This window comes from Pigmentiphaga sp. CHJ604, from assembly GCF_036972535.1.
In the GTDB taxonomy this organism is placed as follows: domain Bacteria; phylum Pseudomonadota; class Gammaproteobacteria; order Burkholderiales; family Burkholderiaceae_B; genus Pigmentiphaga; species Pigmentiphaga daeguensis.
On record NZ_CP136998.1, the window covers coordinates 3,346,564 to 3,369,216 of the forward strand.

A 22,653-nucleotide genomic window follows, 5' to 3' on the forward strand; every position below is an offset into this window, starting at 1 on the left:
GAAACATACGCGCCCTGGCCGGGGTTGTCATCTTCGGTGGAAGATGAGCATTATTCATTATCGTGAATGAACTCCCGGAGCCGCCATGCCCGCCTCCCCGCCCGCCGCAGCCTCCGGCGGCACCGGCCTGTCCCGCCTCAGCCTGACCGACATCCAGGCCTTCGTCACGCTGCTGGATACGCTGCACGTCTCGCGCGCCGCGATACGGCTGGGCATGGGCCAGCCCCAGCTGTCGGGCCGCCTGGCCCGGCTGCGCCGCCTGACCGGCGACCTGCTGTTCGTGCGCGGACCGGGCGGCGTCGTGCCCACCGCCACCGCCCTGTCGCTGGAAGCGCCCGCGCGGGAAATGCTGGCGCAGGCCGAGCACTTCCTGGCGCCGCCCGACGAGTTCGACCCGCGCAAGGCGCACGGCACCCTGCACCTGGCCGCGCCGGACTATCTCGATCCCATGCTGTTGCCGCGGCTGGCGGGCCGGCTGCGCGCGGCCGCGCCCGCCCTGGCGCTGAGCGTGCATCCGCTGACGGACGACCTGGACTACGCGCAGAAACTGGGCGACGGCCGCCTGGACCTGGTGATCGCCAACTGGCCCGACCCGCCGGCGCAGTTGCACCGGTTGCCGCTGATGGAGGACGAACTGGTGGTGATGATGGGCAGCCACCATCCCCTGGCGCGCCGCAGCCTGACCGCGCAGGCCTACCTGCAGGCGCGCCACGCGGCGCCGACCGCGATGCGGCCAGGCCTGCGCAGCACGGTCGACGCCATGCTCGCGCGGCAGGGGCACGCGCGCCACATCGCGCTCGAGTGCCCCGTGTTCAGCCTGATTCCCTATGTGCTGACGCAGACCGACCTGCTGCTGACCACCGGCAGGCGCTTCACCGACTTCTTCGCCAGCTCGCTGCCGGTCACGGTGATGCCGCTGCCCATCCCGTTGCCGTCATTGCAGTACTACCTCCTGTGGCACCCGCGCGCCCGTCGCGACGGGCCCGTGCGCTGGCTGCGCGAGCAGATCGCCGCCAGCGTGCGCGCCCCGGCCGTCAGCTCCCCCGATACGTACTCCAGCTCCAGGGGCTGACCAGCAGCGGCACGTGGTAGTGCTGGCCGGGCTGGGCGATGCCGAAGTCGAGCGCGACGCGGTCGACGAAGCGGGGTTCGGGCAACGCCAGGCCTCGCGCGGCGAAATAATCGCCGGCCTCGAACACCAGGCGATAGGCGGCGGCGACGAGCTCGTCGCCTTCGAGCAGGGCGCCGTCGACGCGCCCGTCGGCATTGGTGGACAGTTGCCGGAGCAGGACCGCCTGGCCGTCATCCATGCGGAAGAGTTCTATCCTCATGCCCGCGGCCGGGCAGCCATGGGCGGTATCGAGAACGTGGGTGGTCAGCTTTCCCATGGGGATCCTTTGGTGGAACGCGATGGCGCGGCAAGCGCCATCCGGCGCGCCGACAAAAGTGTATATAGTTTCGCTAGCGGCCACATCCCCGCGCACGGCCCCGCCGCCCGGCATGGGAGAATGTCCATGCATGTCCGTTCCGTTTCCACTCCTGATTCGTTGCCCGCGCCATGACAGCATACCCCCGCGACATGATCGGCTACGGCCGCCATCTTCCCGACGCACGCTGGCCCAATCGCGCCCGCGTCGCCGTGCAGTTCGTCCTGAACTACGAGGAAGGCGCCGAGAACCACGTCCTGCACGGCGACCCCGCCTCCGAGCAGTTCCTGTCCGAGATCGTGGGCGCGGCCGCCTACCCGGCCCGGCACATGAGCATGGACTCCATCTACGAATACGGCTCGCGCGCGGGGGTCTGGCGCATCCTGAACGAGTTCGAGCGGCGGCGCCTGCCGCTCACGGTATTCGGCTGCGCCATGGCGCTCGAGCGCAACCTGGAGGCCACGGCGGCGTTCCTGGAACATGGCCACGAAATCGCCTGCCACGGCTGGCGCTGGATCCACTACCAGAACGTGGACGAAGCCACCGAGCGCGAGCACATGCACCGCGGCACGGAGATCCTGCGCAGGCTGACCGACGGCGCCTGGCCCCTGGGGTGGTACACGGGGCGCGACAGTCCCAACACGCGCCGCCTGCTGGTCGAGCAAGGCGACTACCTGTACGACAGCGACTACTACGGCGACGACCTGCCCTTCTGGACCGAAGTCGAAACCTCGTCCGGCGCGCGCAAGCCCCACCTGATCGTCCCCTACACGCTGGACGCCAACGACATGCGCTTCGCGACGCCGCAGGGGTTCAACACCGCCGGCCATTTCTTCGACTACCTGCGCGATACCTTCGACGTGCTGTACACGGAAGGCGCCGACAAGCCGCGCATGATGTCGGTGGGCATGCATTGCCGGCTGCTGGGCCGGCCCGGCCGCTTCACCGCCCTGCAGCGCTTCCTGGATCACGTCGAGAAGCACCAGGACGTCTGGGTGTGCCGCCGCGTCGACATCGCCCGCCACTGGAAGCAAGAACATCCGTACACGCCGGCTGCCGGCTCCGCCTCCTGATCCCGCCATGACCTCCTCGCTCACGCTCGACGTCCTGAATACTGCCGACCCCGTCCGCTTCGTCCAGTTCCTGGACGGGCTGTACGAGCACAGCCCCTGGGTGCTGGAGCGGACCGCCGCGCGGCGGCCGTTCGCCTCGGCCGCCGCACTCAAGTACGCGCTGGCGCAGACCGTGCGGCAGGCCAGCCGGGACGAACAGCTGGCGCTGATCCGTGCCCATCCCGAGCTGGCCGGCCGCGCCGCCGTGGCGGGCCAGCTGACCGAGGATTCGGCCGGCGAACAGGCGCGCGCCGGACTCACCCAGTGTTCGCCCGAGGAGTTCGAACTGCTGCAGCAATTGAACGCGGCCTACAACAGCCGCTTCGGATTCCCGTTCATCATCGCCGTGCGGGGGCCCACCGGCGCCGGCCTGAGCCGCTACGACATCATCGCCGCCCTGGAACGCCGGCTGCGCCACGCGCCCGACCAGGAGTTCGCCGAAGCCCTGCGGCAAATCGACCGGATCGCCGAGATCCGTCTGGCGGACCGGCTCTCGCTCGCCCGGCCCTATGGCGATGCCGTCATGGACTGGGCCGAGACGCTGGCCAGCTACTCCGATTCCCCCGACCATCTGACCTGCACCTACCTGTCCGCCGCCCACCGCGCGGTGGCGGCCCGCCTCCAGAGCTGGATGCTAGAAGCCGGGTTCGACTCCGTCTACCAGGACGCGGCCGGCAACGTCGTGGGCCGCTACCGTGCCGCTCCCACCGTGGCCGAGCCGCAGCTGGTGGCCACCGGCAGCCATTACGACACGGTCCGCAACGGCGGAAAATACGACGGCCGCCTGGGAGTCCTGCTGCCCATCGCCGTCGTGGCCGACCTGAAACGGCGCAACCGCCGCCTGCCCTTCGACCTGGACGTGGTGGCCTTCGCCGAGGAGGAAGGCGTGCGCTACGGCAGCACCTTCCTGGGTTCGTCGGCCTACATCGGCCGCTTCGACCCCAGCGTGCTGGATGCGCTGGACGCCTCCGACATCAGCATGCGCGAGGCCATGCAGCTCGCGGGCCTCGATCCGGAACAACTGGGCAAGGCGGCGGCCGAGGCGGCGCGCCTGCGGCACTACTTCGAGATCCACATCGAACAGGGGCCGGTGCTGCTGGAACGCAACCTGCCGGTGGGCGTGGTCACCTCCATCGCCGGCAGCGTGCGGCGGCTCATGACCCTGGGCGGCGTCGCCAGCCACGCCGGCACCACACCCATGGACATGCGCCGCGACGCCGCCTGCGCCGCGGCCGAGATCGTGCTGGCGGTGGAACGGCGCTGCGCGCAGGTGCCGTCGCTGGTCGGCACGGTGGGGATATTGAACGTGCCCCACGGCTCGATAAACGTCATTCCCGGCGCCTGCACCCTGTCGCTGGACCTGCGCGCCGCCGACAACGCCGTGCGCGACGCGGCGCTGGCCGACATCGAGCGGGAGATATCGGCCATCTGCTCGCGGCGCGGCATCACGGTCACGACCGAGGAACTGATGCGCGCCGCCGCCGCGCCCTGCGCCCGGGAGCAGATGGCCATGTGGTCGCGCGCCATCGCCGAACGCGGCCTGCCCGCCTTCGAACTGCCGTCGGGCGCCGGCCACGATGCGATGAAGCTGGCCGAGGCCACGTCCATCACCATGCTGTTCACCCGCTGCGGCAACGGCGGCATCAGCCACAACCCGCTGGAGACCATGACGGCCGACGATGCCCAGCTGGCCGGCGAACTGATGCTGGACTTTCTGGAACAGATGGCGGCGGCCCTCAGCCGCTGACCAGGCGCGCCAACACCGGCGCACCGTCGACGAACACCATCAGCTCGCCCGGTTCGAAGCGGCGCCAGACTTCGTTCGTGGTCAGGGGCTCGGTCACGATGACCGCGACCCGGTCGTCAGGCGTGGTCACCTGGGCGAAATCCACGCTGACCTCGTCGTCCGACAGGCTGGCGGTGGCGAAGGGGTGCTGGCGCACCAGGTAGTGCAGGCGCGTGGAGCAATGGACGTACAGCGCCTCGCCGTCCGACAGCATGAAATTGAAGGTGCCGTGCTGGGCGACCCCGGCGCTCAGCTCGCCCAGCGCATCGGCCAGGGCCTCGACGCCCGGGTGGCAGGCGAAGCGCGCCCGCAGGGATTGCAGCATCCAGCAGAAGGCCCGCTCGCTGTCCGTGTCGCCCACCGGCCGGTAGGGGCCGTCCAGCGTGGGAAGATAGTTCACCAGGTCGCCGTTGTGCGCGAACACCCAGTAGCGCCCCCACAGTTCGCGTACGAACGGATGGCAGTTCTCCAGCGCGACGCGCCCCACCGTCGCCTTGCGGATGTGCGCGATCACGTTCCGCGACTTGATCGGATAGTGCCGGATCAGGTCCGCCACCGGAGACAGCAGAGCCGGTTCGTGGTCCACGAAGTGGCGCACTCCCGCTCCCTCGAAGAAGGCGATGCCCCAGCCGTCGACGTGCTCGCCGGTGCGGCCGGCCCGTGTGGCGAAGCCGGTGAAGCTGAACACGATGTCGGTCGGCGTGTTGCCGTTCATGCCTAGCAATTGGCACATGGGGAACCTTCGCGGTGCAGGAAAGCAGGCATGGATCCTGCTTTTGATACGAGTGGAAACCGATGCGCCCCAATCTGGGGAAACGCCGCACCAATGCGGGTTTACCTCGCATTGTTGAGGCGCAAAACCGGGATGTATTCTCCCCACAAAACCCAGGACGGCACAACCGTCCCCACTCACCTGAGGAAACCCCCAGCATGAAGACGACACTTCGCACTCCGGGTCGCCGTGCCGTGCTCGCCGGCCTGGCGCTGTCCCTGGCCACGGCATGGGCCGCTCCCGCCGCCCACGCCCAGGATACCAAGATACGCTTCCAGCTCGACTGGCGGTTCGAGGGGCCGAGTGCGATTTTCCTGGTCGCGGCCAAGAAGGGGTATTTCAAGCAGGAGAAGCTGGACGTGACCATCGACGCCGGCAGCGGCTCGGGCGCGGCGGTGAACCGGGTGGCCTCGGGTTCGTACGAAATGGGTTTCGCCGACCTGGCGGCGCTGATGGAATTCCAGGGTAACAATCCCGGCGCTCCCAACCAGCCCACCGGCGTCATGATGATCTACAACAACACGCCGGCGGCGGTGTTCTCGCTCAAGAAAAGCGGCATCAAGACACCCAAGGACCTCGAAGGCAGGAAGCTCGGCTCCCCCTCGTTCGACGGCGGCCGCCGCTCCTTCCCCATCTTCGCCCAGGCCAACAAGATCGACGACGCCAAGGTCACCTGGGTCAGCATGGACCCCGCCCTGCGCGAGACCATGCTGGCGCGCGGCGACGTCGACGCCATCACCGGCTTCTACTTCACCTCGCTGCTGAACCTGAACGCGCGCGGCGTCAAGGACCAGGACATCGCCATCATGTCCTATCCCGAATACGGCGTGAAGCTGTACGGCAACGCCATCATCGCCGACCGCAACTTCGCCAGGAACCACCCCGAGGCCGTCAAGGGCTTCCTGCGCGCGGTGGCCAAGGCCACGCGCGACGTGCTGGCCGACCCCGCCGCCTCGATCGCCACCGTCAAGGAACGCGACGGCATCATCGATGCGCCGCTGGAGCTCAAGCGCCTGCGGCTGGCGATCCAGACCGCCATCGACACGCCCGACGCGCGCGCCGACGGATTCGGCGATATCGACCCCGCCCGCATGGCGCTGATGGCCGCCCAGGTCACCCGCACCTACGGCACCAAGACCTCGGTCAATCCCGAGGCGGCGTTCGACCGTTCGTTCCTGCCGGAGAAATCGTTGACGGCTTCCGTGCTTCGCGGCAAGTGACATGGCGGCCTTCGTCGATTTCCAGCGGGTCTCGCTGGCCTACACCGCCGCGCTGGAGCGGGCGGGCGAATACGCGGTCGAGGACATCAGCCTCTCGATGGACAAGGGCGAGTTCGTCGCCATCGTCGGCCCTTCGGGTTGCGGCAAGTCCACCTTCATGAAGCTGACGACCGGCCTGAAATCGCCCACCCGCGGCACCGTGACCGTGGGCGGCGCCAAGGTCACCGGGCCCCTCAAGATCGTGGGCATGGCGTTCCAGGCCCCCAACCTGCTGCCCTGGCGCACCACGCTCGACAACATCCTGCTGCCGCTGGAGATCGTCGAGCCCTATCGTTCCAGCTTCCGGGCCCGCCGCGCCGAATACACCGAACGCGCGCGGGCGCTGCTGGCGACCGTCGGGCTGGACGGCTACGAGCACAAGTTCCCCTGGGAGCTGTCGGGCGGCATGCAGCAGCGCGCGTCGCTGTGCCGGGCGCTCATCCACGAACCCGAGATGCTCATGCTGGACGAGCCCTTCGGCGCGCTGGACGCGTTCACGCGCGAGGAGTTGTGGTGCGTGCTGCGCGATCTCTGGAGCGCCCGCCGCTTCAACGTGGTGCTGGTCACCCACGACCTGCGCGAAGCCGTGTTCCTGGCCGACACGGTGTACGTGATGAGCAAGCGCCCTGGCCGCATCCTGTCCCGCCGGGACATCGAGCTGCCGCGCCCCCGGGAACTCGAGACCACCTATTCCGACGACTTCAACGCCCTGGTGCTCGAACTGCGCACCCAGATCGGACATTGAGCCTCCACCCGCCGACTCGCCCGATGAACAACAAATTCGCCGAACGTCTTGCCCCGATCGCCTTGCTGGTCGCCGTCATCATCCTCTGGGAAATCATCTGCCGGGTCTTCGAGGTCTCGGAATTCATCTTTCCCAGCCCCTCCCAGATCCTGCAGGCCACCATCGACTACGCGCCCGTGATCGCGATGCATGCCTGGCGCACCTTCTGGGTCACGATGGCGGGCTTCGGCATCTCCATCGCGGTGGGCGTGGTCCTGGGCTTCGTCATCGGCAGCTCGCGGCTCGCCTACACGGCCGTCTATCCCCTGATGACGGCCTTCAACGCGTTGCCCAAGGCGGCGTTCGTGCCCGTGCTGGTGGTGTGGTTCGGCATCGGTATCGGCCCCGCCGTGCTGACGGCCTTCCTGATCTCGTTCTTTCCCATCATGGTCAACATCGCCACCGGGCTCGCCACGCTCGAACCCGAACTCGAGGACGTGCTGCGGGTGCTGGGCGCCAAGCGCATGGACGTGCTGCTCAAGGTCGGACTTCCCCGGTCGCTGCCGTATTTCTATGCGTCGCTGAAGGTCGCGATCACGCTGGCCTTCGTCGGCTCGACGGTGTCCGAGATGGCCGCCTCGAACGAGGGGATCGGCTACCTGCTGGTATCGGCCGGCTCGGCCATGAAAATGCCGCTGGCCTTCTCCGGCCTGATGGTGATAGGCGTGATGGCCATGGCCATGTACGAGCTGTTCGCGCTGGTGGAAAAACGCACCACGGCCTGGGCCCACCGGGGCAACCAGGGCACTTGAGGCCATGCCGGCGGCCCCGTCTCCGAATTGAGACGTGCTGTAAGTATCGCTACATAATCCGGCCGATGCGGAGGGCGCGCGCACGGACGTGCATACTATGAGAGTTCGCTCCCTTCGACCTCGAACCAGGTGCACCTCCCGAGTCCCGCGTCCGGCAAGGACATTCCGGCCGCGCGCGCGAGCGGGTCCACCCGCCCGCCGCACGCCATCCAGCCCCACGGCTTCCTGCTCGTGCTCGACCGTGCCCGCGGCACGATCCTGCAGGCCAGCGCATCCGTACGGCAACACCTGAACGCACCGCCCGCCGAGCTACTGGGCCAGAGGCTGGCCTACCTGGTGCACCCCGCCGACGGCCGCTTCCACGAACGGCTGCGCGCGGCGACCCAGGCCGAACGCATTCCCCACCATCTGGGCACCGTGGCTTTCATCGCCGTGGGCGGCCGCTTCGACCTGGTGGTCCACCGGTACGGCGAGTCCATCGTGGCCGAGTTCGAACCCGCGGCGCCGCAGGCCCGGCCGTCCGACCTGGGGGGGTTCGTCGACCAGGCGCAGCGCTGCCAGACCGCCGACGAGCTGTGCGAACTGGCGGTCGAACGGATCCGCAGGATGACGGGCTTCGGGCGCGTGGTTTCCCTGGAACTCGACCCCGACGGCCACGGCCGCGTCAATGCCGAACGGCGCGGCCGCGGCTATGCCTCGCTGCTGGGCCGGCATTTTCCGGCCGTCGGGCAGCCGCCCCAGGCTCGCGCCGACGCCCGGGCCCAAGGCCTGAACTACATTCCCGACACCGGCAGCGAACCTTCGCCGCTGGAACCGGCCCGCCACCCCGCCACGGGCGCGTGCACGGACCTGAGCCTGGCGAGCCTGCGCGCGGCACCGCCCACGCTGCTGCATTGCCTGGAAGACGTGGGGGCCCGCGCGGCGATGTCGCTGCCGCTGATGTCGCAGGGCCGGCTTTGGGGCATGATCGCGTGCCATCATGCCCAGCCCCGGATCATGCCGCAGGCCGTACGCTCCCAATGCGACCTGCTCGCGCAGGTCGTCGCGCTGCAGATCGAGGCTCGCCAGGCTCAGGCGGAAGCGGACCGGCGGCACGAATTGCAGCGCCTGACGGGCATGCTGCTGGCCGCGATGTCGCGGCACGACAGCGTGCCGGCCGGGCTGGCCAGCGTACCGGGAGCGCTGCTCGAGTTCGCGGACGCCACCGGCGCGGCCATCGTGCATGGCGACGAATGCCAGACCTTCGGCCGGGCGCCCAGCCGCCGGGCCGTGCAGGCCCTGGCGGCCCGGCTTGCGCGCAAGGACGGCACGGGGGTCTTCCATACGGCCAGCCTGCCCGACGAAGCCCCCGCGTTCGCCTCGCTGCAAGGCGTGGCCTGCGGCGTGCTGGCCCTGCCGATCTCGGAACTGCATGCCAACTACGTGCTCTGGTTCAGGCCGGAATGGATGCGCGGCCGCGCCCGTCCCTGGCAGGCCTGCGAGCTGGAAAGCGCGGCGGAACTGCACACCGCCATCACCGGCGTCGTGCTGCGCAAGGCCGAGGAACTGGCGGACCTGGCCGATGAACTGGGCCGCATCAACCAGGAACTCGAAGCCTTCTCGTACAGCGTGTCGCACGACCTGCGCGCGCCGCTGCGCCATATCGCCGGCTACGCCGACCTGCTGCGCGAATACGAAGGGCCTCGCCTGTCTGACCGGGGCGCGCGTTATCTCGACAACATCGGCGATTCGGCCCGCTTCGCCGGCAGGCTGGTCGACGCGCTGCTGACCTTCTCGCAGATGGGCCGCTCGGCCCTGCGGCCCTCGCAAATCGATCTGTCGCAGGCGCTCGAGCAGATACGCCGGGAACTCGCCCCCGACCTGGACGGCCGACAGGTGGTCTGGATCATGGGCGAGCTGCCGTCCGTCCATGCCGACGCCGCCTATATGCACCTGGCGCTGCGCAATCTATTGTCCAACGCCATCAAGTACACGCGCGGCCGGGATCCCGCGGTGATCGAGATCGGCGCCTGGCCTCGGCACGGCGGCCACGTCATCTACGTGCGCGACAATGGCGTGGGTTTCGACATGAAATACGTCGGCAAACTATTCGGCGTATTCCAGCGGCTGCATCGTATGGAAGAATTCGAGGGCACGGGCATAGGCCTGGCCAATGTCCGCCGCATCGTCGAACGCCACGGCGGCCGCGTGTGGGCCGAAGGCACCCCCGGCCAGGGGGCGACCTTCTACGTGTTCCTGCCCGGCGCCCATCCCCCTGCCGCGACCGCGGCCGCCATGAAGGAGTGAGACCCCCGTCATGCTCAAGCCCATTCTGCTGGTCGAAGACAGTCCCCAGGACCTCGAATTGACCCTGATCGCGCTCGAGAGAAGCCAGCTCGCCAACGACGTGGTGGTGGCGCGCGACGGCGAGGAGGCGGCCGATTACCTGTGCCGCCGCGGGCACCATCAGGGCAGGCCGGCCGGCAACCCCGCGGTCATCCTGCTGGACCTGAAGCTGCCCAAGATGGATGGACTGGAGCTGCTCCAGCTCATACGCGAGGACCGTGGGCTGCAGAACGTGCCCGTGGTCATGCTGACCTCGTCCAGCGAGGAAAGCGACCTCGTGCGCGCCTATGACCTGGGCGTCAACGCCTACGTGGTCAAACCGGTGGATTTTCCGGAATTCGTGCGCGCAATCGGGGAACTGGGCGTATTCTGGGCAGTGTTGAACGAGCCCCCTCCAGGCTCTCTGCGAGGCACCGCCGCCCGCAGCAACCGCGATTCCCGGAGCCAGCCAACGTGAACCCGCCCACCATGCGCGTCCTGCTTGCCGAGGACGATCCCCACGACGCGGAACTGACACTGGAACGCCTGTCGATCTCGGGGCTCGATGTAGAAGGCGTCATCGTCAACAACGAAGCCGACTTCACCCGGGCCCTGGACGCCGGCAACTTCGATCTCGTGCTGTCCGACTTCCACATGCCGGGCTTCCCCGGCAGCGAGGCGCTGCGGATCGCGCGCAGCCACCCCACCGCCCTGCCCTTCATCTTCGTCTCGGGCGTCCTGGGAGAGGAACACGCGGTCGACATGCTCAAGGAAGGCGCGACCGACTACGTGCTCAAGCAGCGCCTGGAGCGCCTGCCCATCGTCGTGAGGCGGGCGCTGGACGAGGCCCGCGAGCGGCGGTCCCGGCACGATGCCGAGCGCCGGCTGCGCGAGAGCGAAACCTATTTCGGCCAGTTGATAGACGCGCTGCGGGACTACTCGGTGGCCACGCTGTCGCTGGAAGGCACGATAGAAAGCTGGAACCGCGCATCGGAGTGGCTGTTCGGCTATCCGGCCGAGGAAGTGATCGGGCGCCCGGGCGACATGTTCAATCTCCCGCCCGAACCCGGCCAGCCCGAGCCCGTGCCGCTGCGCCAACAGCTCGCCGACATCGGCACCGGCAACAGCCTGGCCGAGGAACGATGGCTGATGCGCAAGAACGGCGCCACCTTCTATGCCTCGGTCGTGACGACCGCCATTTTCGGCAACGGCGGCGCCGTGCGCGGCTTCTCGCGCATCGTGCGCGACATGACCGACAGCCGGGTCGCGGCCGATCTGCTGCAGGTGGCCAAGGAACAGGCCGAGGCCGCCAACCGTGCCAAGGACCGCTTCCTGGCCGTGCTGTCGCACGAGCTGCGCACGCCGCTGGGCCCGATCTACGCGGCGGCGCAGGCGCTGGACCTGCGCCAGGACCTTCCCCCCGAATGCCGCCGCAGCGTCGAGCTCATCAAGCGCAACGTCGAGGTCGAGGCACGCCTGATCGACGACCTGCTCGACATCTCCAAGATCGTCAACGACAAGCTCAGCCTGCGCCTCGAACCCACCGACCTGGTCGGCATCCTGAACGGGATCGCCGAGATCTTCCGCGAGGAAGCGGCCGCGCGGCACATCGAGCTGCACTACACGCCGCTGCCCTATCCGGTCATCGTGCAGGCCGACCCGGCCCGCCTGCAGCAGATCGTCTGGAACCTGCTGAAGAACGCCATCAAGTTCACGCCGCGCGGCGGCGAGATACGCGTGACCGTGTACCAGCCGATGCCCGGCAAGATCGCCGTCGACGTCTCGGACACCGGCATCGGGATTCCCCCGCAGGCGCTCAAGCGCATCTTCAACGCCTTCGACCAGGGCGAGGAAGACGCCGCCCAGTCGCGCGGCGGCCTGGGGCTGGGACTGGCCATCGCCAGCTCCCTGGCGCAGCGCCATGGCGGCACCCTGAGCGTGCGCAGCGACGGCCAGGGCAAGGGCACGACCTTCACGCTGGCGCTGGACGATCCGGCCAGCGGGGCCCCGGACGCCCCGGTCGAGCAGGCGCAGTCCGTCTCCGCGCCCCTGGTCCGCCCCGCCAGCATCCTGCTGGTGGAGGACAACGTCGATACCGCCGAAGCCATGCAGTTCCTGCTGAGCGAATACGGCTACGAGGTCGAGGTCGCGGAAAACGTGGCGGCAGCCTGCCGCTGCGTCGACGCCAAGCGCTACGACGTCCTGGTCAGCGACATGGGGCTGCCCGATGGCGATGGCATCGACGTGCTGCGGCACTATGCCCCTCAGGCCGACCAGATCGCGGTCGCGCTCACGGGCTACGGCATGGAGTCCGACGTGCGCCGCTGCCTGGATGCCGGGTTCGCCTTTCACCTGACCAAGCCGCTGGATATCGATCAGTTGATCCGCGTCCTGCAACGCGAACCTCAGGGTTGATGCGCCGGCCCCTCCGGTTTTTAAGAATAGGCTAAAATCGGGCGCAAATTATTTACTAATTTGCATAAATCGCCCGGCCTCCCATGGACCGCTTCAAGCAGATCGAATCCTTCGTCTCGGCCGTCGTGCGCGGAAGCCTGTCGGCCGCGGCACGCAGCGAAGGAGTCGCTCCCGCCGTCATCGGCCGGCGCATCGACGCGCTGGAAGCCAGGCTGGGGGTCAAGCTGCTGATCCGTACCACGCGCAAGATCTCGCTCAGCGCCGAGGGCACGGAATTCTTCGAGGAATGCCAGCAGATCCTGCAGTCGCTCGAGAACGCCGAAAACAGCGTGGCGGCGGGCGGCGAACATCCCAAGGGGCACTTCCGCGTCACGGCCCCGGGCGGATTCGGCCGGCGCCACGTGGCGCCCCTGCTGCCCCGGCTGCTGGACGCCTATCCCGGCATCACGGTGACGCTGGACCTGAGCGACCGGCTGGTGGACCTGGTCAACGAAGGCTATGACTGCGCCATCCGGATCGGCGATCTGGCCGACTCCAGCATGGTCAGCGTGCGCCTGGCCGACAACCGCCGGATGGTGGTCGCCTCGCCCGCCTACCTGCGCCGGCACGGCACGCCCGAACACCCCGCCGACCTGGCGCGCCACAACTGCCTGTCCTTCGGCACCGGCGTCAACCAGGCACGCGGCTGGCTCTTCACCATCGATGGCAAGACGACGCCGCAGCGCATATCGGGTACGCTGGAATGCACCGACGGCGCCGTGCTCCATGCCTGGACTCTGGACGGGCGGGGACTGGCATGGCGATCGCTGTGGGAAATCGAGGACGACCTGAAGGAAGGCCGCCTGGTGACGGTGCTGGACCAGTTCGCCGCGCCCCCCAACGCCATCTATGCCGTGTATCCTCAGCGCAAGCACCTGCCGCTGCGCGTCCGGGTATTCATCGACATGCTGCGGCAGAGCTACGCCAAGCGCCTGCCTTAGGGCAGACGCCGCCCAGGCCGCTGCGGCCGGCCCAGAACAAAGACCAGCCATGACCAAACGCATTCCGCTTACCCTCGACTCCATACGCTGCTCGACCTGCGGGCTGGGGCAGTTCTGCCTGCCCGTCGGCATGGCCGCCGAGGATGCCGGGCGAATGGACGAACTGGTGCAGCAGCGCGTGCGGCTCGCCCGGGGCGAATCCCTCTTTCGCTTCGAGGACGGCCTGGACGCCGTCTATGGCATCCGCTTCGGCACCCTGAAAACCTATCTGGAACTGGCGGACGGCCGCCAGCAGATCACCGGCTTTCACCTGCCCGGCGAAATCGTCGGGCTGGACGGACTGGGCCGCAACAGCCATGCTTCGACCGCCATCGCGCTGGAAGACAGCGAGGTCTGCGTGATCCCGGTGCGCGACCTGTCCTCGCTGGCCAACCACCTGCCCTCGCTGCAACGCCAGCTCATGCGGCTGATGAGTCGCGAGATCGAACAAGACCAGCAGATGCTGCTGTCCCTGGGTACCATGCGCGCCGAGGAACGGCTGGCCGTCTTCCTGGTCAGCCTGTCGGAGCGCCTGGCCGCGCGCGGCTATTCCTCGTCCGCGTTCGTGCTGCGTATGAGCCGCGAGGAAATCGGCAACTTCCTGGGACTGACCCTCGAGACCGTCAGCCGTCTGTTCTCGCGTTTCGCCAAGTCCGGCGTGCTGCGCATCCAGCAGAAGCAGGTCGAGATCGTGGACATGGCGGCGCTGCGGCGCCTGGCCGGCCCCCATTGCTAGCAGGATACCGATGACCACCTCTCCCCAGGCGGGCGCCAACGCCCCCATGTTCGCCCAGGCCCGCGCGCTGGACCCGCAACGGCATGCCCACCTGCGGCTCGACCGCCAGGCCGGCTACGCCTTCTCGCGCGGCCAGACCGCCGTGCCGCTGGTGGCGACGGAGTTCGCGATGGCGGCGCGGGACCTGCCCATCGTGTTCGCCGGCGAAGAACAGATGCCCATGGCGGTACTGGGCCTGCGCAGCGCGCAGAACCTCCTGGTGGATGCCGCCGGGCGGTGGCGGCCCAACCGCTACATTCCCGCCCATTTGCGGCGCTATCCGTTCATCCTGCAGGAAGACCCGGCCAGCCAGCGCTACGCGCTGTGCGTGGACGAGGATGCCGCCCACCTGCGCAGTGCCGCCGACGACGCCCAGCCCCTGTTCGAGGATGGCCAACCCTCTCCTGTCGTCGGGGAAATGCTGCAATTCCTGGGGGAACTCCAGGCCGGGCTCGCGATGACCCGCGACTACGTCGCGGCCCTGCGGGCCGAGAACCTGCTGATCCCGCGCCAGGTGGCCGTGGACCTGCAAGGCGGCGAGCGCGTCACGCTGGACGGCTTCCTGGTGGTGGACGAGACCCGCTTCGACCAGTTGCCCGACGCCACGGTCACCGCGTGGATGCGCAAGGGCTGGCTGGCCATGACCTACTTCCATCTGCAATCGCGGCTGAACTGGGGCCACCTGGTCGCGCTGGCGCAATAGCCGCGCGGCCGTTCATGCCGCCTCGGGACACGCCGGCGGCGTCGGGCCGGCCCCCACCTTGCGCAGGCTGGCGCCTATGTGCAGGTCGGCGATCTGCCGGCGCAGCCAGGTATTGGCGCTGTCGTGGTGGTAGCGCGCATGCCAGAACTGGCGGATGTGGGTATGCGGGGTCTGGAAGGGCAGCCGCGACCAGGTCGCTCCGGCGGCATCGTCGGTAATGGCCTGGGCGATGACCTCGGGCACCGTGACGATCAGGTCCGTCTGCGCCAGGATCTTGGGCAGCACCAGGTAGTTGGGCACGCGCAGCGCCACTTCGCGCCGGTGCCCCTGCTTGCCCAGCTCCTTCTCTATCTGCAGGTCGGTCTTGTTGGCCGTGACCACCAGGTGCCGCGCCGCGAGGTACTCGTCCAGCGTGATCGCCTCGCCCGCCTTGAGGAAACCGCTGCCCATCACGCAGACGTGCTGGTCGACGAACAGGCCCTGCTGGTAGAAACCGCTTTGCAGCTCCTGCAGGTTGCCGACGGCGAGATCGGCGTCGCCGCTTTCCAGGGCCGCCCGGTAGTGTTCCCTGCTCAGGCTGCTGACCTCCAGGCTGATGCCCGGCGCGGACGACTTGAAGCGCGCCACGAGCTGCGGCAACACCAGGAACTGGGAAAAATCGGACATCAGGAGCGTGAAGCTGCGCTGGCTGGAGCCCGGATCGAATCCGCTGGCCTGCTCGAAGCCATTGCGCACCAGTTCCAACGCCCGCAGCACGCTGCCCGCCAGCTCGGACGCGTACGAAGTGGGCTCCATGCCGCCCTGCGTGCGAACGAACAGCGGGTCGTTGCATTGGTTGCGCAAGCGCAGCAGGGCATTGCTCATGGACGGCTGGGACAGTCCGACGCGTTCCCCCGCGCGAGTCACGTTGCGCTCGAGATAGAGCGCCTCGAATACCAGCAGGAGATTCAGGTCGAGCTTGTTGATGTCCATGGCAGCATGACTATATCCGCCGGGTCCCGAATAGACAATGCACGGCCAGGCGGCCCTACTGGCCGAACTCCAGCGCCACCTTGGAGCGCTTGGCGATGGCGTCCCAGCGCGCCAGTTCGGACTGGTTCACCCGCGCGAATTCCACCGAATCCAGCGGCCGCGGCTCGAACGCGGCCGCTTCCAGCCTGGCCGTCATGTCGGGTTGGCGCAGCCCTTCGGCGATGTCCCGCCCCAATTGCTCGACGATGGCCGCCGGCATCTTCGCCGGGCCATAGATGCCCAGCCAGCTGGTGACGACGAAGTCCTGCACGCCCGCCTCGGCCATGGTGGGCACGTCGGGCAACTGCTTGATGCGATACGAACTGGTCACCGCCAGCGCGCGCAGCTTGCCGCTCTTGAGCAGGGGCATCACCGGCGGCAGGTTGGAGAAGCAGAAATCGAGATTGCCGTTCACCGTATCGACCAGCGCTTCGTTGCTGCCCTTGTAGGGGACGTGCATGAGGTCGATTCCCGCGGTCGAGGCGAACAGTTCGCTGGTCAGGTGCACCGAGGTGCCCAGTCCGTTCGAACCGTAGCTGAGCGGCTTGGACGAACGCTTGGCATACGCGATCAGCTCGCGCACCGAGGTGGCGGGATGTTGCTGCGGCACGACCAGGATGTTGACGAATTCCGCGACCTGGGCAATGGGCACGAAGGACCGCACCACGTCCAGGGGCAGGTTGCGCACCGTGACGGGCGGAATCACGTTGCCGCCCAGGCCGCCGGTGATGAGCGTGTAGCCGTCGGGTGGCAGGCCGGCGACGTACTGCTGGCCGATGATGCCGCTGGCCCCGGCGCGGTTCTCGATGACCACGGGCTGGCCGTACTTGCGGGTCAGCACCTCGCCCACCAGGCGGGCGGCGACGTCGGTCACGCCCCCCGGCGGATACTGCACCACGATGCGCACGGGACGGGAAGGATATTTGTCCTGGGCGTGCAGCGCCCGCGCCCACGGCAGGGCCACCACGCCGCCCGCCGCCTTCAATGCTGTTCGACGATCCATAGTGCCTCGATACGATACGAAGAGAACGACGCGGCGCGGGATGGATTTTCCGCCGCTATTTATACTACAAATAAATACTACTTATTGACGCCCCGGACAGGAATTCATGCAAACCCTAGGACGGCTAGCGGATGAACTGCCGCACGTAGTCCTCGCCCAGTCCGACTTCCCGATAGTGGCGCCTGCACATCTCGATCTTGCTGAACACATCCTCGTAGCCGATTTGCATGCCGCGCTCGTCCAGGTAGACCATGGCGCCGCTGACGTTGAAGAAGGTGATCATTTCGTCGTCCTTGCCATCCGCGTCCACCGTCAAGGTATGGATCTCGCCCGGCGGCTCGAACACGAAGCGGCCGGCCGAGGCCACCCAATCGTGTTCCAGGTAGCGCCAGGATCCCTTGATGACGTAGCCGAACACCGGCGCGGGATGGATGTGCCGGCTCAGGACGCCCGAGCGCCGCACCCGCAGCAGGTTGCACCAGCCGCCCCCCAGGGTGTTGAAGAACAGCGGACGGAACCAGACGTTGGGCGCCTGCGGCACCCATACGCGCTCGTCGTCGGGGATGGCGTCGATCGCGATCTCGGGCAGGATGCCGGGCAACTGGGCCAGGGGTTGGGCAAACACGGTTCCGGTCATGCGGGGTCTCCTTGCCGGCCGCCGCCGGCATCGTCGGGGCGCGCCGGCGCGCGCAGGAAGTCGAAGTCGCAGCCGTGCTCGGCCTGCATCACGTGCCGCTGGTACAGCCATCGGTAGCCGCGCTGCGCGGCCGGCCGCGCGGACGTCCATGCGGCGCGGCGGCGTTCCAGCTCGGCCTCGTCCACCAGCAGGTCGATCGCGCGGCGCGCAACCGACAGGCGGATCAGGTCGCCGTTCCTGACCAGGGCCAGCGGACCGCCTGCCGCGGCTTCCGGCGAAACGTGCAGCACCACCGTGCCGTACGCGGTACCGCTCATCCGCGCGTCCGAGATGCGCACCATGTCGCGCACGCCCTGTCGCGCCAGCTTGGCCGGGATGGGGATGTAGCCCGCTTCGGGCATGGCCGCCGCCAGCGGTCCGGCGTTGCGCAGCACCAGCACGTCGTCGGGCCGCACGTCCAGGTCCTCGGCATCGAGCCGCTCGGCCATGTCTTCCAGCGTATCGAACACCACCGCCCTGCCGGTGTGCTCGAACAGCGCCTCGTCCGCCGCGGCGCGCTTGATCAGCGCGCCATTGGGCGCGAGCGAGCCGGACAGGGCCAGCAGCCCGCCCTCGGGCTTGAGCGGTTCGGCGCGCGGCCGGATCACCGCGCGGTCCACCCAGGCGTCGCCCTGCTCGTCCAGCAGTTCGCCTACCGTGCGGCCGGTCACGGTCAGGCAGTCCAGGTGCAGCAGGTCGCGCAACTCGCGCAGGATGGCCTGCACGCCGCCGGCCGCGTACAGGTCTTCCATGTAGTGCGAGCCCGTGGGCTTGAGGTCGACCAGTACCGGCGTCTCTTCCGACAACCGGTTCAGCCGCGCGGCGTCCACCGGCAGCCCGAGCCTCCCGGCGATCGCCGTCAGGTGCAGGACCGCATTGGTCGAACCGCTGATCGCCAGCAGCACGCGCAGCGCGTTGTCCACCGACTTGCCGGTCACGATGGCATCGGGCCTCAGGCCTTCCCGCGCCAGGCGGACCGCCTGCGCGCCCGTGGCCTCGGCGGCCCGCAAGCGGTCGGCGTGGACCGCCGGGATCGCCGCCGTATGCGGCAGCATCATGCCCAGCGCCTCGGCCACGCAGGCCATGGTGCTGGCCGTACCCATGACCGCGCAAGTCCCTGCCGTGGTCGCCAGATTGCCTTCGATCGCGCCGATCTCGTGCGCGTCGATGGCACCCGCGCGATAGCGGCCCCAGTGGCGCCGGCAGTCGGTACAGGCGCCCAGGCGCTCGCCCCGGTGGCGCCCGGTCATCATGGGCCCCCCCACCAGTTGGATGGCGGGACATCCGGCCGACAGCGCCCCCATCAGCTGCGCGGGTACCGTCTTGTCGCAGCCCCCCACCAGCACCACCGCATCCATGGGCTGGGCGCGGATCATCTCCTCGACGTCCATCGACATCAGGTTGCGGAACATCATGCTGGTCGGATGCAGGAACGGCTCGCCCAGCGAGATGCTGGGGAATTCCATGGGCAGCCCGCCCGCCGCCAGCACGCCCCGCCTGACCGCCTGGACCAGCTCGGGAAAATGCCGGTGGCAGTTGTTGAAATCGCCGCCCGGATGCGCGATGCCGATGACGGGCCGTGCCAGCGCCTCGCGCGTGTGCCCCATGGACAGGGCGAACGAGCGACGCAGGAAGCGCGCGAATTCGGTGTCGCCGTAGTGGGTCAGGCCCCGGTCCAGGCCCCTGGGCGGATCGTCATGCATGGGCCGCTCCCATGCCATCGCGCACGGCCGGGTTCACCATGGCGCGCGGCTGTCGTCCCGCCAGGGCATCGAGCAGGTTGGCCACCGCCAGTTCCATCATCGCGCGCCGCGTCTCCACCGTGGCGCTGCCCGCATGCGCCTGCAGCACCACATTGGGCATCGCGCACAGCGGACTGGCCGGGTCCAGCGGTTCGCGCTCCATCACGTCCAGTCCCGCGCCCGCGATGCGGCCTTCCTGCAGCGCGCGGATCAGCGCGGCCTCGTCCACCACCGGTCCACGCGACGTATTGACCAGATAGGCCGAACGCTTCATCGCCGCGAATTCGCGCATGCCTACCGAGCCGCGCGTCTCGGCGGACAGGGGGACATGCACGCTCAGGAAATCGGCCTCGGCCAGCAGTTCATCGCGCGAACGGTAGGCCGCCAGCCCCAGTTCCTCGGATGGCGTGTCGCGGTTGCGATTGTGATAGACCACCCGCATGTCGAAGGCCTGCGCGCGCCGCGCCACCATGCGGCCGATGCGCCCCATGCCCAGCAGCCCCAACGTCTTGCCCGCCAGGTCAGCGGTCAGCGGCGCGGGTCCCTTCAGCCAATCGCCCCGGCGCACGTAGGCATCCCCCTGCACCATATCCCGCGCCAGGCAGATCACGAACCCCATGGTGAGATCGGCTACCGCGCGATCGAGCACGCCTGGCGTATTGCAGACCAGCACGCCGCCGCGCGTGGCGCGTGGCACGTCGATGTTGTCGTAGCCCACGGCGAAGTTGGACACCACCGATACGGCCGGCAACGCGTCCAGCGCATCGGCGTCCATCGGGGTGCGTACCGTGCACAGCACACCGCGCGCCGCCTCGCGGTCGGCGGCGGACACGGCCTGGTCCAGGCGCTGGCCGATGGGGACGTCGACGATCCGGCAGGCCGCCTCGATGGCCGAACGCAGGTCGGGCGGCACGGGTGCGCTGACGATGACAGTAGGTAGGGATTGCGGCATGGCACTTCTCCGGATCAGACGGACGAACGAATGCCGTGCTCGCGCGCGCACGCGCGGACACGAGTGAAAATGGAACGGCAGGGATGGAACGAGCGGGCGTAGCCGGCCCGGGTCAACGCGCGGGCTTTTCCTGGATGGCGCTGCGCAGGCGCGTTTCGGTGTTCTCGACGTGGACCCGCGCGCATTGCCGCGCCGCTTCCGGATCGCCCTTCTCGATGGCGGCCAGCAACCGGGCATGCTCTTTCTGCGCCAGGGCGCCGCGCCCCGATACCTTGGCCGACCGGCTGCGCGAGACCTCCAGGTTCTTGCGCAGCAGGACCGCCAGGAAATCGAAGAACATGATGTAGTTGCGATTGCGGGTCGCACGCGCCACCGCCCGGTGAAAACGCAGGTCCGCGTCCACCCCGCGCGCGATCTCGCCGCTGTCGATGGCCTTGCCCATCTCCGACAGCGCGGCACGCATCTCGGCCAGGTCCTCGGACGTGCGGCGCTCGGCGGCCAGCGCCGCCGCTTCGATCTCGAACCCCCGGCGCAACTCGACGATGCCCAGGGTCTGCTCGACGTCCTCCTCGCTGGCCGCATGCATGCGCAGCACCGACAGGGGCGTATTCGCGATCACCGCCAGGCCACGGCCTTGCTTGCTGCTGACGATGCCTTCGGCCTTCAGGCGCGAGACGGCCTCTCGCAGCACGGTGCGGGATACGCCCAGCCGGTCGGCGATCACCTGCTCGGGCGGCAGGACTTCGCCAAGCTGGTATTGCCCGCCGGTGATCTCGTCCATCAGCATCCGTGTGATGCGCTCGGTCAGGTTGGGTTCGGCGCGCGCGGGCTCTGGCGTGTCTTTGAGCAGGGCCATGGGAGTCTCCTTTGTACGATAATAGCATTAGACTCCCTCCTCCCATTCGAAGCAGAACCCCTGGCGGCGCAATGCCGGGCCAACGCCGCCATAGGCATCGGCGGCGTAGCGGCTGGATACCGCATCCGACCAGCTCTGCGCGCCTTCGCGCCCCAGGCCGCGCGAATAGGCGTCCATATCTGCGTCCAAGGCATCGATGGCCCCCGCCACCCGGTCGCGGTCATAGGCTTCCGCATGCCAGCTCGCTTCCAGCGCCATGCGGGGCTTGCGGACCTCGGACGCCGTGTTCAGGTATCCCAGGCACACCCCGGCCAGCGGCGCGACCAGGCGCGGCAGGCGCAGCAGTTCGATGACTTCGAGCATGCCGCGGCGCACGCCGCCGATCGGGCAGACCCCCAGCCCGGCGGCGCGCGCGGCCGCCATCATCGTGCCCATCAGGATGCCCGTGTCCAGCGCGCCGATCAGCACGCTGTTGACGTTGTCCAGGACGGCCTGGCGGCGGCCATGGCGGCCGGCCGCCAGCTCGGTCTTGTAGAAATCCATCAGCAGCACGACGAACACCGGCGCGCGCGCTATCCAGGCCTGGTTGCCGCTGCAGCGCGCCAGCGCTGCCTTGGTCCGCGGGTCCCGCACCGCGACCCAGGACACGTTCTGCGCATTGTTCCAGGTGGGTGCCCGGCGGGTGGCCTCGAACACGGCGGCCAACGTGTCGTCGCCCACCGGGCGGTCGGAAAAATCGCGCTCGCTCCGGTGCGCGCAAAGATGTTCCAGCACGGGATTCATGGTGTTCTCCATGGATATGATTATAGTATAATCATATTTAATCTCGCCACCGATGTTTTTCTTCAGGAGCCGTTCCGCCATGCCGCATGCCGATTTCATCCACATTCCCGTGCCCCAGGGCAAGTCCCCCATCAGCCGCGCGGTTGGCGTTCCGCCCGGCGCCATCACCTACTACCTCAGCGGGCAGATGCCCACCGTGGTGGATCCCGCCGCTCCCGCCGACAGCCGCCAGGCCTATGGCGATACGCGCACGCAGACGCGCACCACGCTCGAACGGCTCGACGGCATCCTGCGCGACCTGGGCATGTCCATGCGCAACGTGGTCCACGTCCGCGCCTGCCTGGTCGCCGATCCCGACAAGGGCAACCGGATGGACTTCGAGGGTTTCAACGCCGGCTATGCCGACTTCTTCGCCAGCCAGCCGGACGGGCATCCGGCGCGCATGGTGTACCAGGTGGCTGGACTGGTGAATCCCGGATGGCTGCTGGAAATCGAGGCCATGGTCGCCCGCTGAGCGCGTGG

At 68.4% G+C, this 22,653-nt stretch carries 22 protein-coding genes; 13 read left to right on the forward strand and 9 right to left on the reverse strand.

The window, feature by feature from the left end; genetic code table 11:
* Positions 1-85 precede the first annotated feature (85 nt).
* Complete coding sequence (locus R4823_RS16115) at positions 86-1,072, forward strand: LysR family transcriptional regulator (RefSeq protein WP_087840598.1); 987 nt, start codon at positions 86-88, stop codon at positions 1,070-1,072.
* On the opposite strand, the gene uraH is transcribed toward R4823_RS16115, so the two are convergent.
* Complete coding sequence (gene uraH / locus R4823_RS16120; protein WP_087840597.1) at positions 1,035-1,388, reverse strand: hydroxyisourate hydrolase; 354 nt, start codon at positions 1,386-1,388, stop codon at positions 1,035-1,037. The genes R4823_RS16115 and uraH overlap by 38 nt on opposite strands.
* Positions 1,389-1,558: 170 nt before the next feature.
* Between uraH and puuE the strand changes: the two genes are divergently transcribed.
* Together puuE and uraD are read left to right on the forward strand one after the other, a co-directional pair.
* Positions 1,559-2,500 (forward strand): allantoinase PuuE, encoded by a 942-nt coding sequence (gene puuE / locus R4823_RS16125; RefSeq protein WP_087840596.1) that lies wholly within the window; start codon positions 1,559-1,561, stop codon positions 2,498-2,500.
* A gap of 7 nt (positions 2,501-2,507) precedes the next feature.
* On the forward strand, positions 2,508-4,286 hold the full coding sequence (uraD, locus tag R4823_RS16130) for a 2-oxo-4-hydroxy-4-carboxy-5-ureidoimidazoline decarboxylase (RefSeq protein ID WP_087840595.1): 1,779 nt from the start codon (positions 2,508-2,510) through the stop codon (positions 4,284-4,286).
* On the opposite strand, the gene R4823_RS16135 is transcribed toward uraD, so the two are convergent.
* Positions 4,276-5,058, reverse strand: a complete 783-nt coding sequence (locus R4823_RS16135; RefSeq protein ID WP_087840594.1) for a class II glutamine amidotransferase — start codon at positions 5,056-5,058, stop codon at positions 4,276-4,278. The genes uraD and R4823_RS16135 overlap by 11 nt on opposite strands.
* A 197-nt stretch (positions 5,059-5,255) precedes the next feature.
* On the opposite strand from R4823_RS16135, the gene R4823_RS16140 reads away from it, so the two are divergent.
* The 9 genes from R4823_RS16140 (at position 5,256) to R4823_RS16180 (ending at position 15,108) form a co-directional block, all read left to right on the forward strand.
* Positions 5,256-6,317, forward strand: a complete 1,062-nt coding sequence (locus R4823_RS16140; RefSeq protein WP_087840593.1) for an ABC transporter substrate-binding protein — start codon at positions 5,256-5,258, stop codon at positions 6,315-6,317.
* A gap of 1 nt (position 6,318) precedes the next feature.
* Entirely contained in the window at positions 6,319-7,101 is a 783-nt protein-coding gene (locus R4823_RS16145; RefSeq protein WP_087840592.1) for an ABC transporter ATP-binding protein, read from the forward strand.
* A gap of 23 nt (positions 7,102-7,124) precedes the next feature.
* On the forward strand, positions 7,125-7,892 hold the full coding sequence (locus tag R4823_RS16150) for an ABC transporter permease (protein ID WP_087840590.1): 768 nt from the start codon (positions 7,125-7,127) through the stop codon (positions 7,890-7,892).
* A 129-nt stretch (positions 7,893-8,021) separates the two neighbouring features.
* Entirely contained in the window at positions 8,022-10,178 is a 2,157-nt protein-coding gene (locus R4823_RS16155) for an ATP-binding protein (RefSeq protein WP_132980465.1), read from the forward strand.
* Positions 10,179-10,188: 10 nt separating this feature from the next.
* Complete coding sequence (locus R4823_RS16160; RefSeq protein ID WP_132980464.1) at positions 10,189-10,674, forward strand: response regulator; 486 nt, start codon at positions 10,189-10,191, stop codon at positions 10,672-10,674.
* On the forward strand, positions 10,671-12,611 hold the full coding sequence (locus tag R4823_RS16165; RefSeq protein WP_243724646.1) for a response regulator: 1,941 nt from the start codon (positions 10,671-10,673) through the stop codon (positions 12,609-12,611). Before R4823_RS16160 ends, R4823_RS16165 begins: the two co-directional genes overlap by 4 nt.
* 83 nt (positions 12,612-12,694) lie before the next feature.
* A complete protein-coding gene (locus R4823_RS16170; protein WP_087840585.1) occupies positions 12,695-13,591 on the forward strand; it encodes a LysR family transcriptional regulator in 897 nt (298 codons plus the stop codon).
* Between the two features lie 49 nt (positions 13,592-13,640).
* Complete coding sequence (fnr, locus tag R4823_RS16175; protein ID WP_087840583.1) at positions 13,641-14,366, forward strand: fumarate/nitrate reduction transcriptional regulator Fnr; 726 nt, start codon at positions 13,641-13,643, stop codon at positions 14,364-14,366.
* Between the two features lie 10 nt (positions 14,367-14,376).
* The gene (locus R4823_RS16180) at positions 14,377-15,108 is read left to right on the forward strand and encodes a SapC family protein (protein ID WP_087840582.1); all 732 of its coding nucleotides are present in this window, start codon (positions 14,377-14,379) and stop codon (positions 15,106-15,108) included.
* Between the two features lie 12 nt (positions 15,109-15,120).
* Here the strand turns inward: R4823_RS16180 and R4823_RS16185 are convergent, their stop codons facing one another.
* The 7 genes from R4823_RS16185 to R4823_RS16215 form a co-directional block, all read right to left on the reverse strand.
* Positions 15,121-16,080 carry a LysR family transcriptional regulator gene (locus R4823_RS16185; protein WP_087840581.1) on the reverse strand — a complete coding sequence of 320 codons (960 nt, stop codon included), beginning with the start codon at positions 16,078-16,080 and terminating at the stop codon, positions 15,121-15,123.
* 55 nt (positions 16,081-16,135) lie between these two features.
* Entirely contained in the window at positions 16,136-17,122 is a 987-nt protein-coding gene (locus R4823_RS16190) for a tripartite tricarboxylate transporter substrate binding protein (protein WP_087840580.1), read from the reverse strand.
* Positions 17,123-17,246: 124 nt separating this feature from the next.
* On the reverse strand, positions 17,247-17,759 hold the full coding sequence (locus tag R4823_RS16195) for a 2,4'-dihydroxyacetophenone dioxygenase family protein (RefSeq protein ID WP_087840578.1): 513 nt from the start codon (positions 17,757-17,759) through the stop codon (positions 17,247-17,249).
* The gene (locus R4823_RS16200; RefSeq protein ID WP_132980463.1) at positions 17,756-19,501 is read right to left on the reverse strand and encodes an IlvD/Edd family dehydratase; all 1,746 of its coding nucleotides are present in this window, start codon (positions 19,499-19,501) and stop codon (positions 17,756-17,758) included. The genes R4823_RS16195 and R4823_RS16200 overlap by 4 nt, the downstream gene beginning before the upstream one ends.
* The gene (locus tag R4823_RS16205) at positions 19,494-20,492 is read right to left on the reverse strand and encodes a D-glycerate dehydrogenase (RefSeq protein WP_132980462.1); all 999 of its coding nucleotides are present in this window, start codon (positions 20,490-20,492) and stop codon (positions 19,494-19,496) included. The genes R4823_RS16200 and R4823_RS16205 overlap by 8 nt, the downstream gene beginning before the upstream one ends.
* Before the next feature lie 112 nt (positions 20,493-20,604).
* Entirely contained in the window at positions 20,605-21,348 is a 744-nt protein-coding gene (locus R4823_RS16210) for a FadR/GntR family transcriptional regulator (protein ID WP_087840575.1), read from the reverse strand.
* Positions 21,349-21,375: 27 nt separating this feature from the next.
* Entirely contained in the window at positions 21,376-22,131 is a 756-nt protein-coding gene (locus R4823_RS16215) for a nitroreductase family protein (RefSeq protein WP_165963298.1), read from the reverse strand.
* Positions 22,132-22,210: 79 nt separating this feature from the next.
* On the opposite strand from R4823_RS16215, the gene R4823_RS16220 reads away from it, so the two are divergent.
* On the forward strand, positions 22,211-22,645 hold the full coding sequence (locus R4823_RS16220) for a RidA family protein (RefSeq protein ID WP_165963297.1): 435 nt from the start codon (positions 22,211-22,213) through the stop codon (positions 22,643-22,645).
* Positions 22,646-22,653 lie beyond the last annotated feature (8 nt).

What these genes read in the sequence shown, in the direction of transcription:
- fnr (WP_087840583.1), top strand. Translation starts at nt 13,641, where the DNA reads ATGACCAAACGCATTCCGCTTACCCTCGACTCCATACGCTGCTCGACC.
- R4823_RS16150 (WP_087840590.1), top strand. Translation starts at nt 7,125, where the DNA reads ATGAACAACAAATTCGCCGAACGTCTTGCCCCGATCGCCTTGCTGGTC.
- R4823_RS16170 (WP_087840585.1), top strand. Translation starts at nt 12,695, where the DNA reads ATGGACCGCTTCAAGCAGATCGAATCCTTCGTCTCGGCCGTCGTGCGC.
- R4823_RS16205 (WP_132980462.1), bottom strand. Translation starts at nt 20,492, where the DNA reads ATGCCGCAATCCCTACCTACTGTCATCGTCAGCGCACCCGTGCCGCCC.
- R4823_RS16185 (WP_087840581.1), bottom strand. Translation starts at nt 16,080, where the DNA reads ATGGACATCAACAAGCTCGACCTGAATCTCCTGCTGGTATTCGAGGCG.
- R4823_RS16115 (WP_087840598.1), top strand. Translation starts at nt 86, where the DNA reads ATGCCCGCCTCCCCGCCCGCCGCAGCCTCCGGCGGCACCGGCCTGTCC.
- uraD (WP_087840595.1), top strand. Translation starts at nt 2,508, where the DNA reads ATGACCTCCTCGCTCACGCTCGACGTCCTGAATACTGCCGACCCCGTC.
- R4823_RS16220 (WP_165963297.1), top strand. Translation starts at nt 22,211, where the DNA reads ATGCCGCATGCCGATTTCATCCACATTCCCGTGCCCCAGGGCAAGTCC.
- puuE (WP_087840596.1), top strand. Translation starts at nt 1,559, where the DNA reads ATGACAGCATACCCCCGCGACATGATCGGCTACGGCCGCCATCTTCCC.
- R4823_RS16190 (WP_087840580.1), bottom strand. Translation starts at nt 17,122, where the DNA reads ATGGATCGTCGAACAGCATTGAAGGCGGCGGGCGGCGTGGTGGCCCTG.
- R4823_RS16215 (WP_165963298.1), bottom strand. Translation starts at nt 22,131, where the DNA reads ATGAATCCCGTGCTGGAACATCTTTGCGCGCACCGGAGCGAGCGCGAT.
- R4823_RS16160 (WP_132980464.1), top strand. Translation starts at nt 10,189, where the DNA reads ATGCTCAAGCCCATTCTGCTGGTCGAAGACAGTCCCCAGGACCTCGAA.
- R4823_RS16140 (WP_087840593.1), top strand. Translation starts at nt 5,256, where the DNA reads ATGAAGACGACACTTCGCACTCCGGGTCGCCGTGCCGTGCTCGCCGGC.
- uraH (WP_087840597.1), bottom strand. Translation starts at nt 1,388, where the DNA reads ATGGGAAAGCTGACCACCCACGTTCTCGATACCGCCCATGGCTGCCCG.
- R4823_RS16210 (WP_087840575.1), bottom strand. Translation starts at nt 21,348, where the DNA reads ATGGCCCTGCTCAAAGACACGCCAGAGCCCGCGCGCGCCGAACCCAAC.
- R4823_RS16180 (WP_087840582.1), top strand. Translation starts at nt 14,377, where the DNA reads ATGACCACCTCTCCCCAGGCGGGCGCCAACGCCCCCATGTTCGCCCAG.
- R4823_RS16200 (WP_132980463.1), bottom strand. Translation starts at nt 19,501, where the DNA reads ATGCATGACGATCCGCCCAGGGGCCTGGACCGGGGCCTGACCCACTAC.
- R4823_RS16145 (WP_087840592.1), top strand. Translation starts at nt 6,319, where the DNA reads ATGGCGGCCTTCGTCGATTTCCAGCGGGTCTCGCTGGCCTACACCGCC.
- R4823_RS16135 (WP_087840594.1), bottom strand. Translation starts at nt 5,058, where the DNA reads ATGTGCCAATTGCTAGGCATGAACGGCAACACGCCGACCGACATCGTG.
- R4823_RS16195 (WP_087840578.1), bottom strand. Translation starts at nt 17,759, where the DNA reads ATGACCGGAACCGTGTTTGCCCAACCCCTGGCCCAGTTGCCCGGCATC.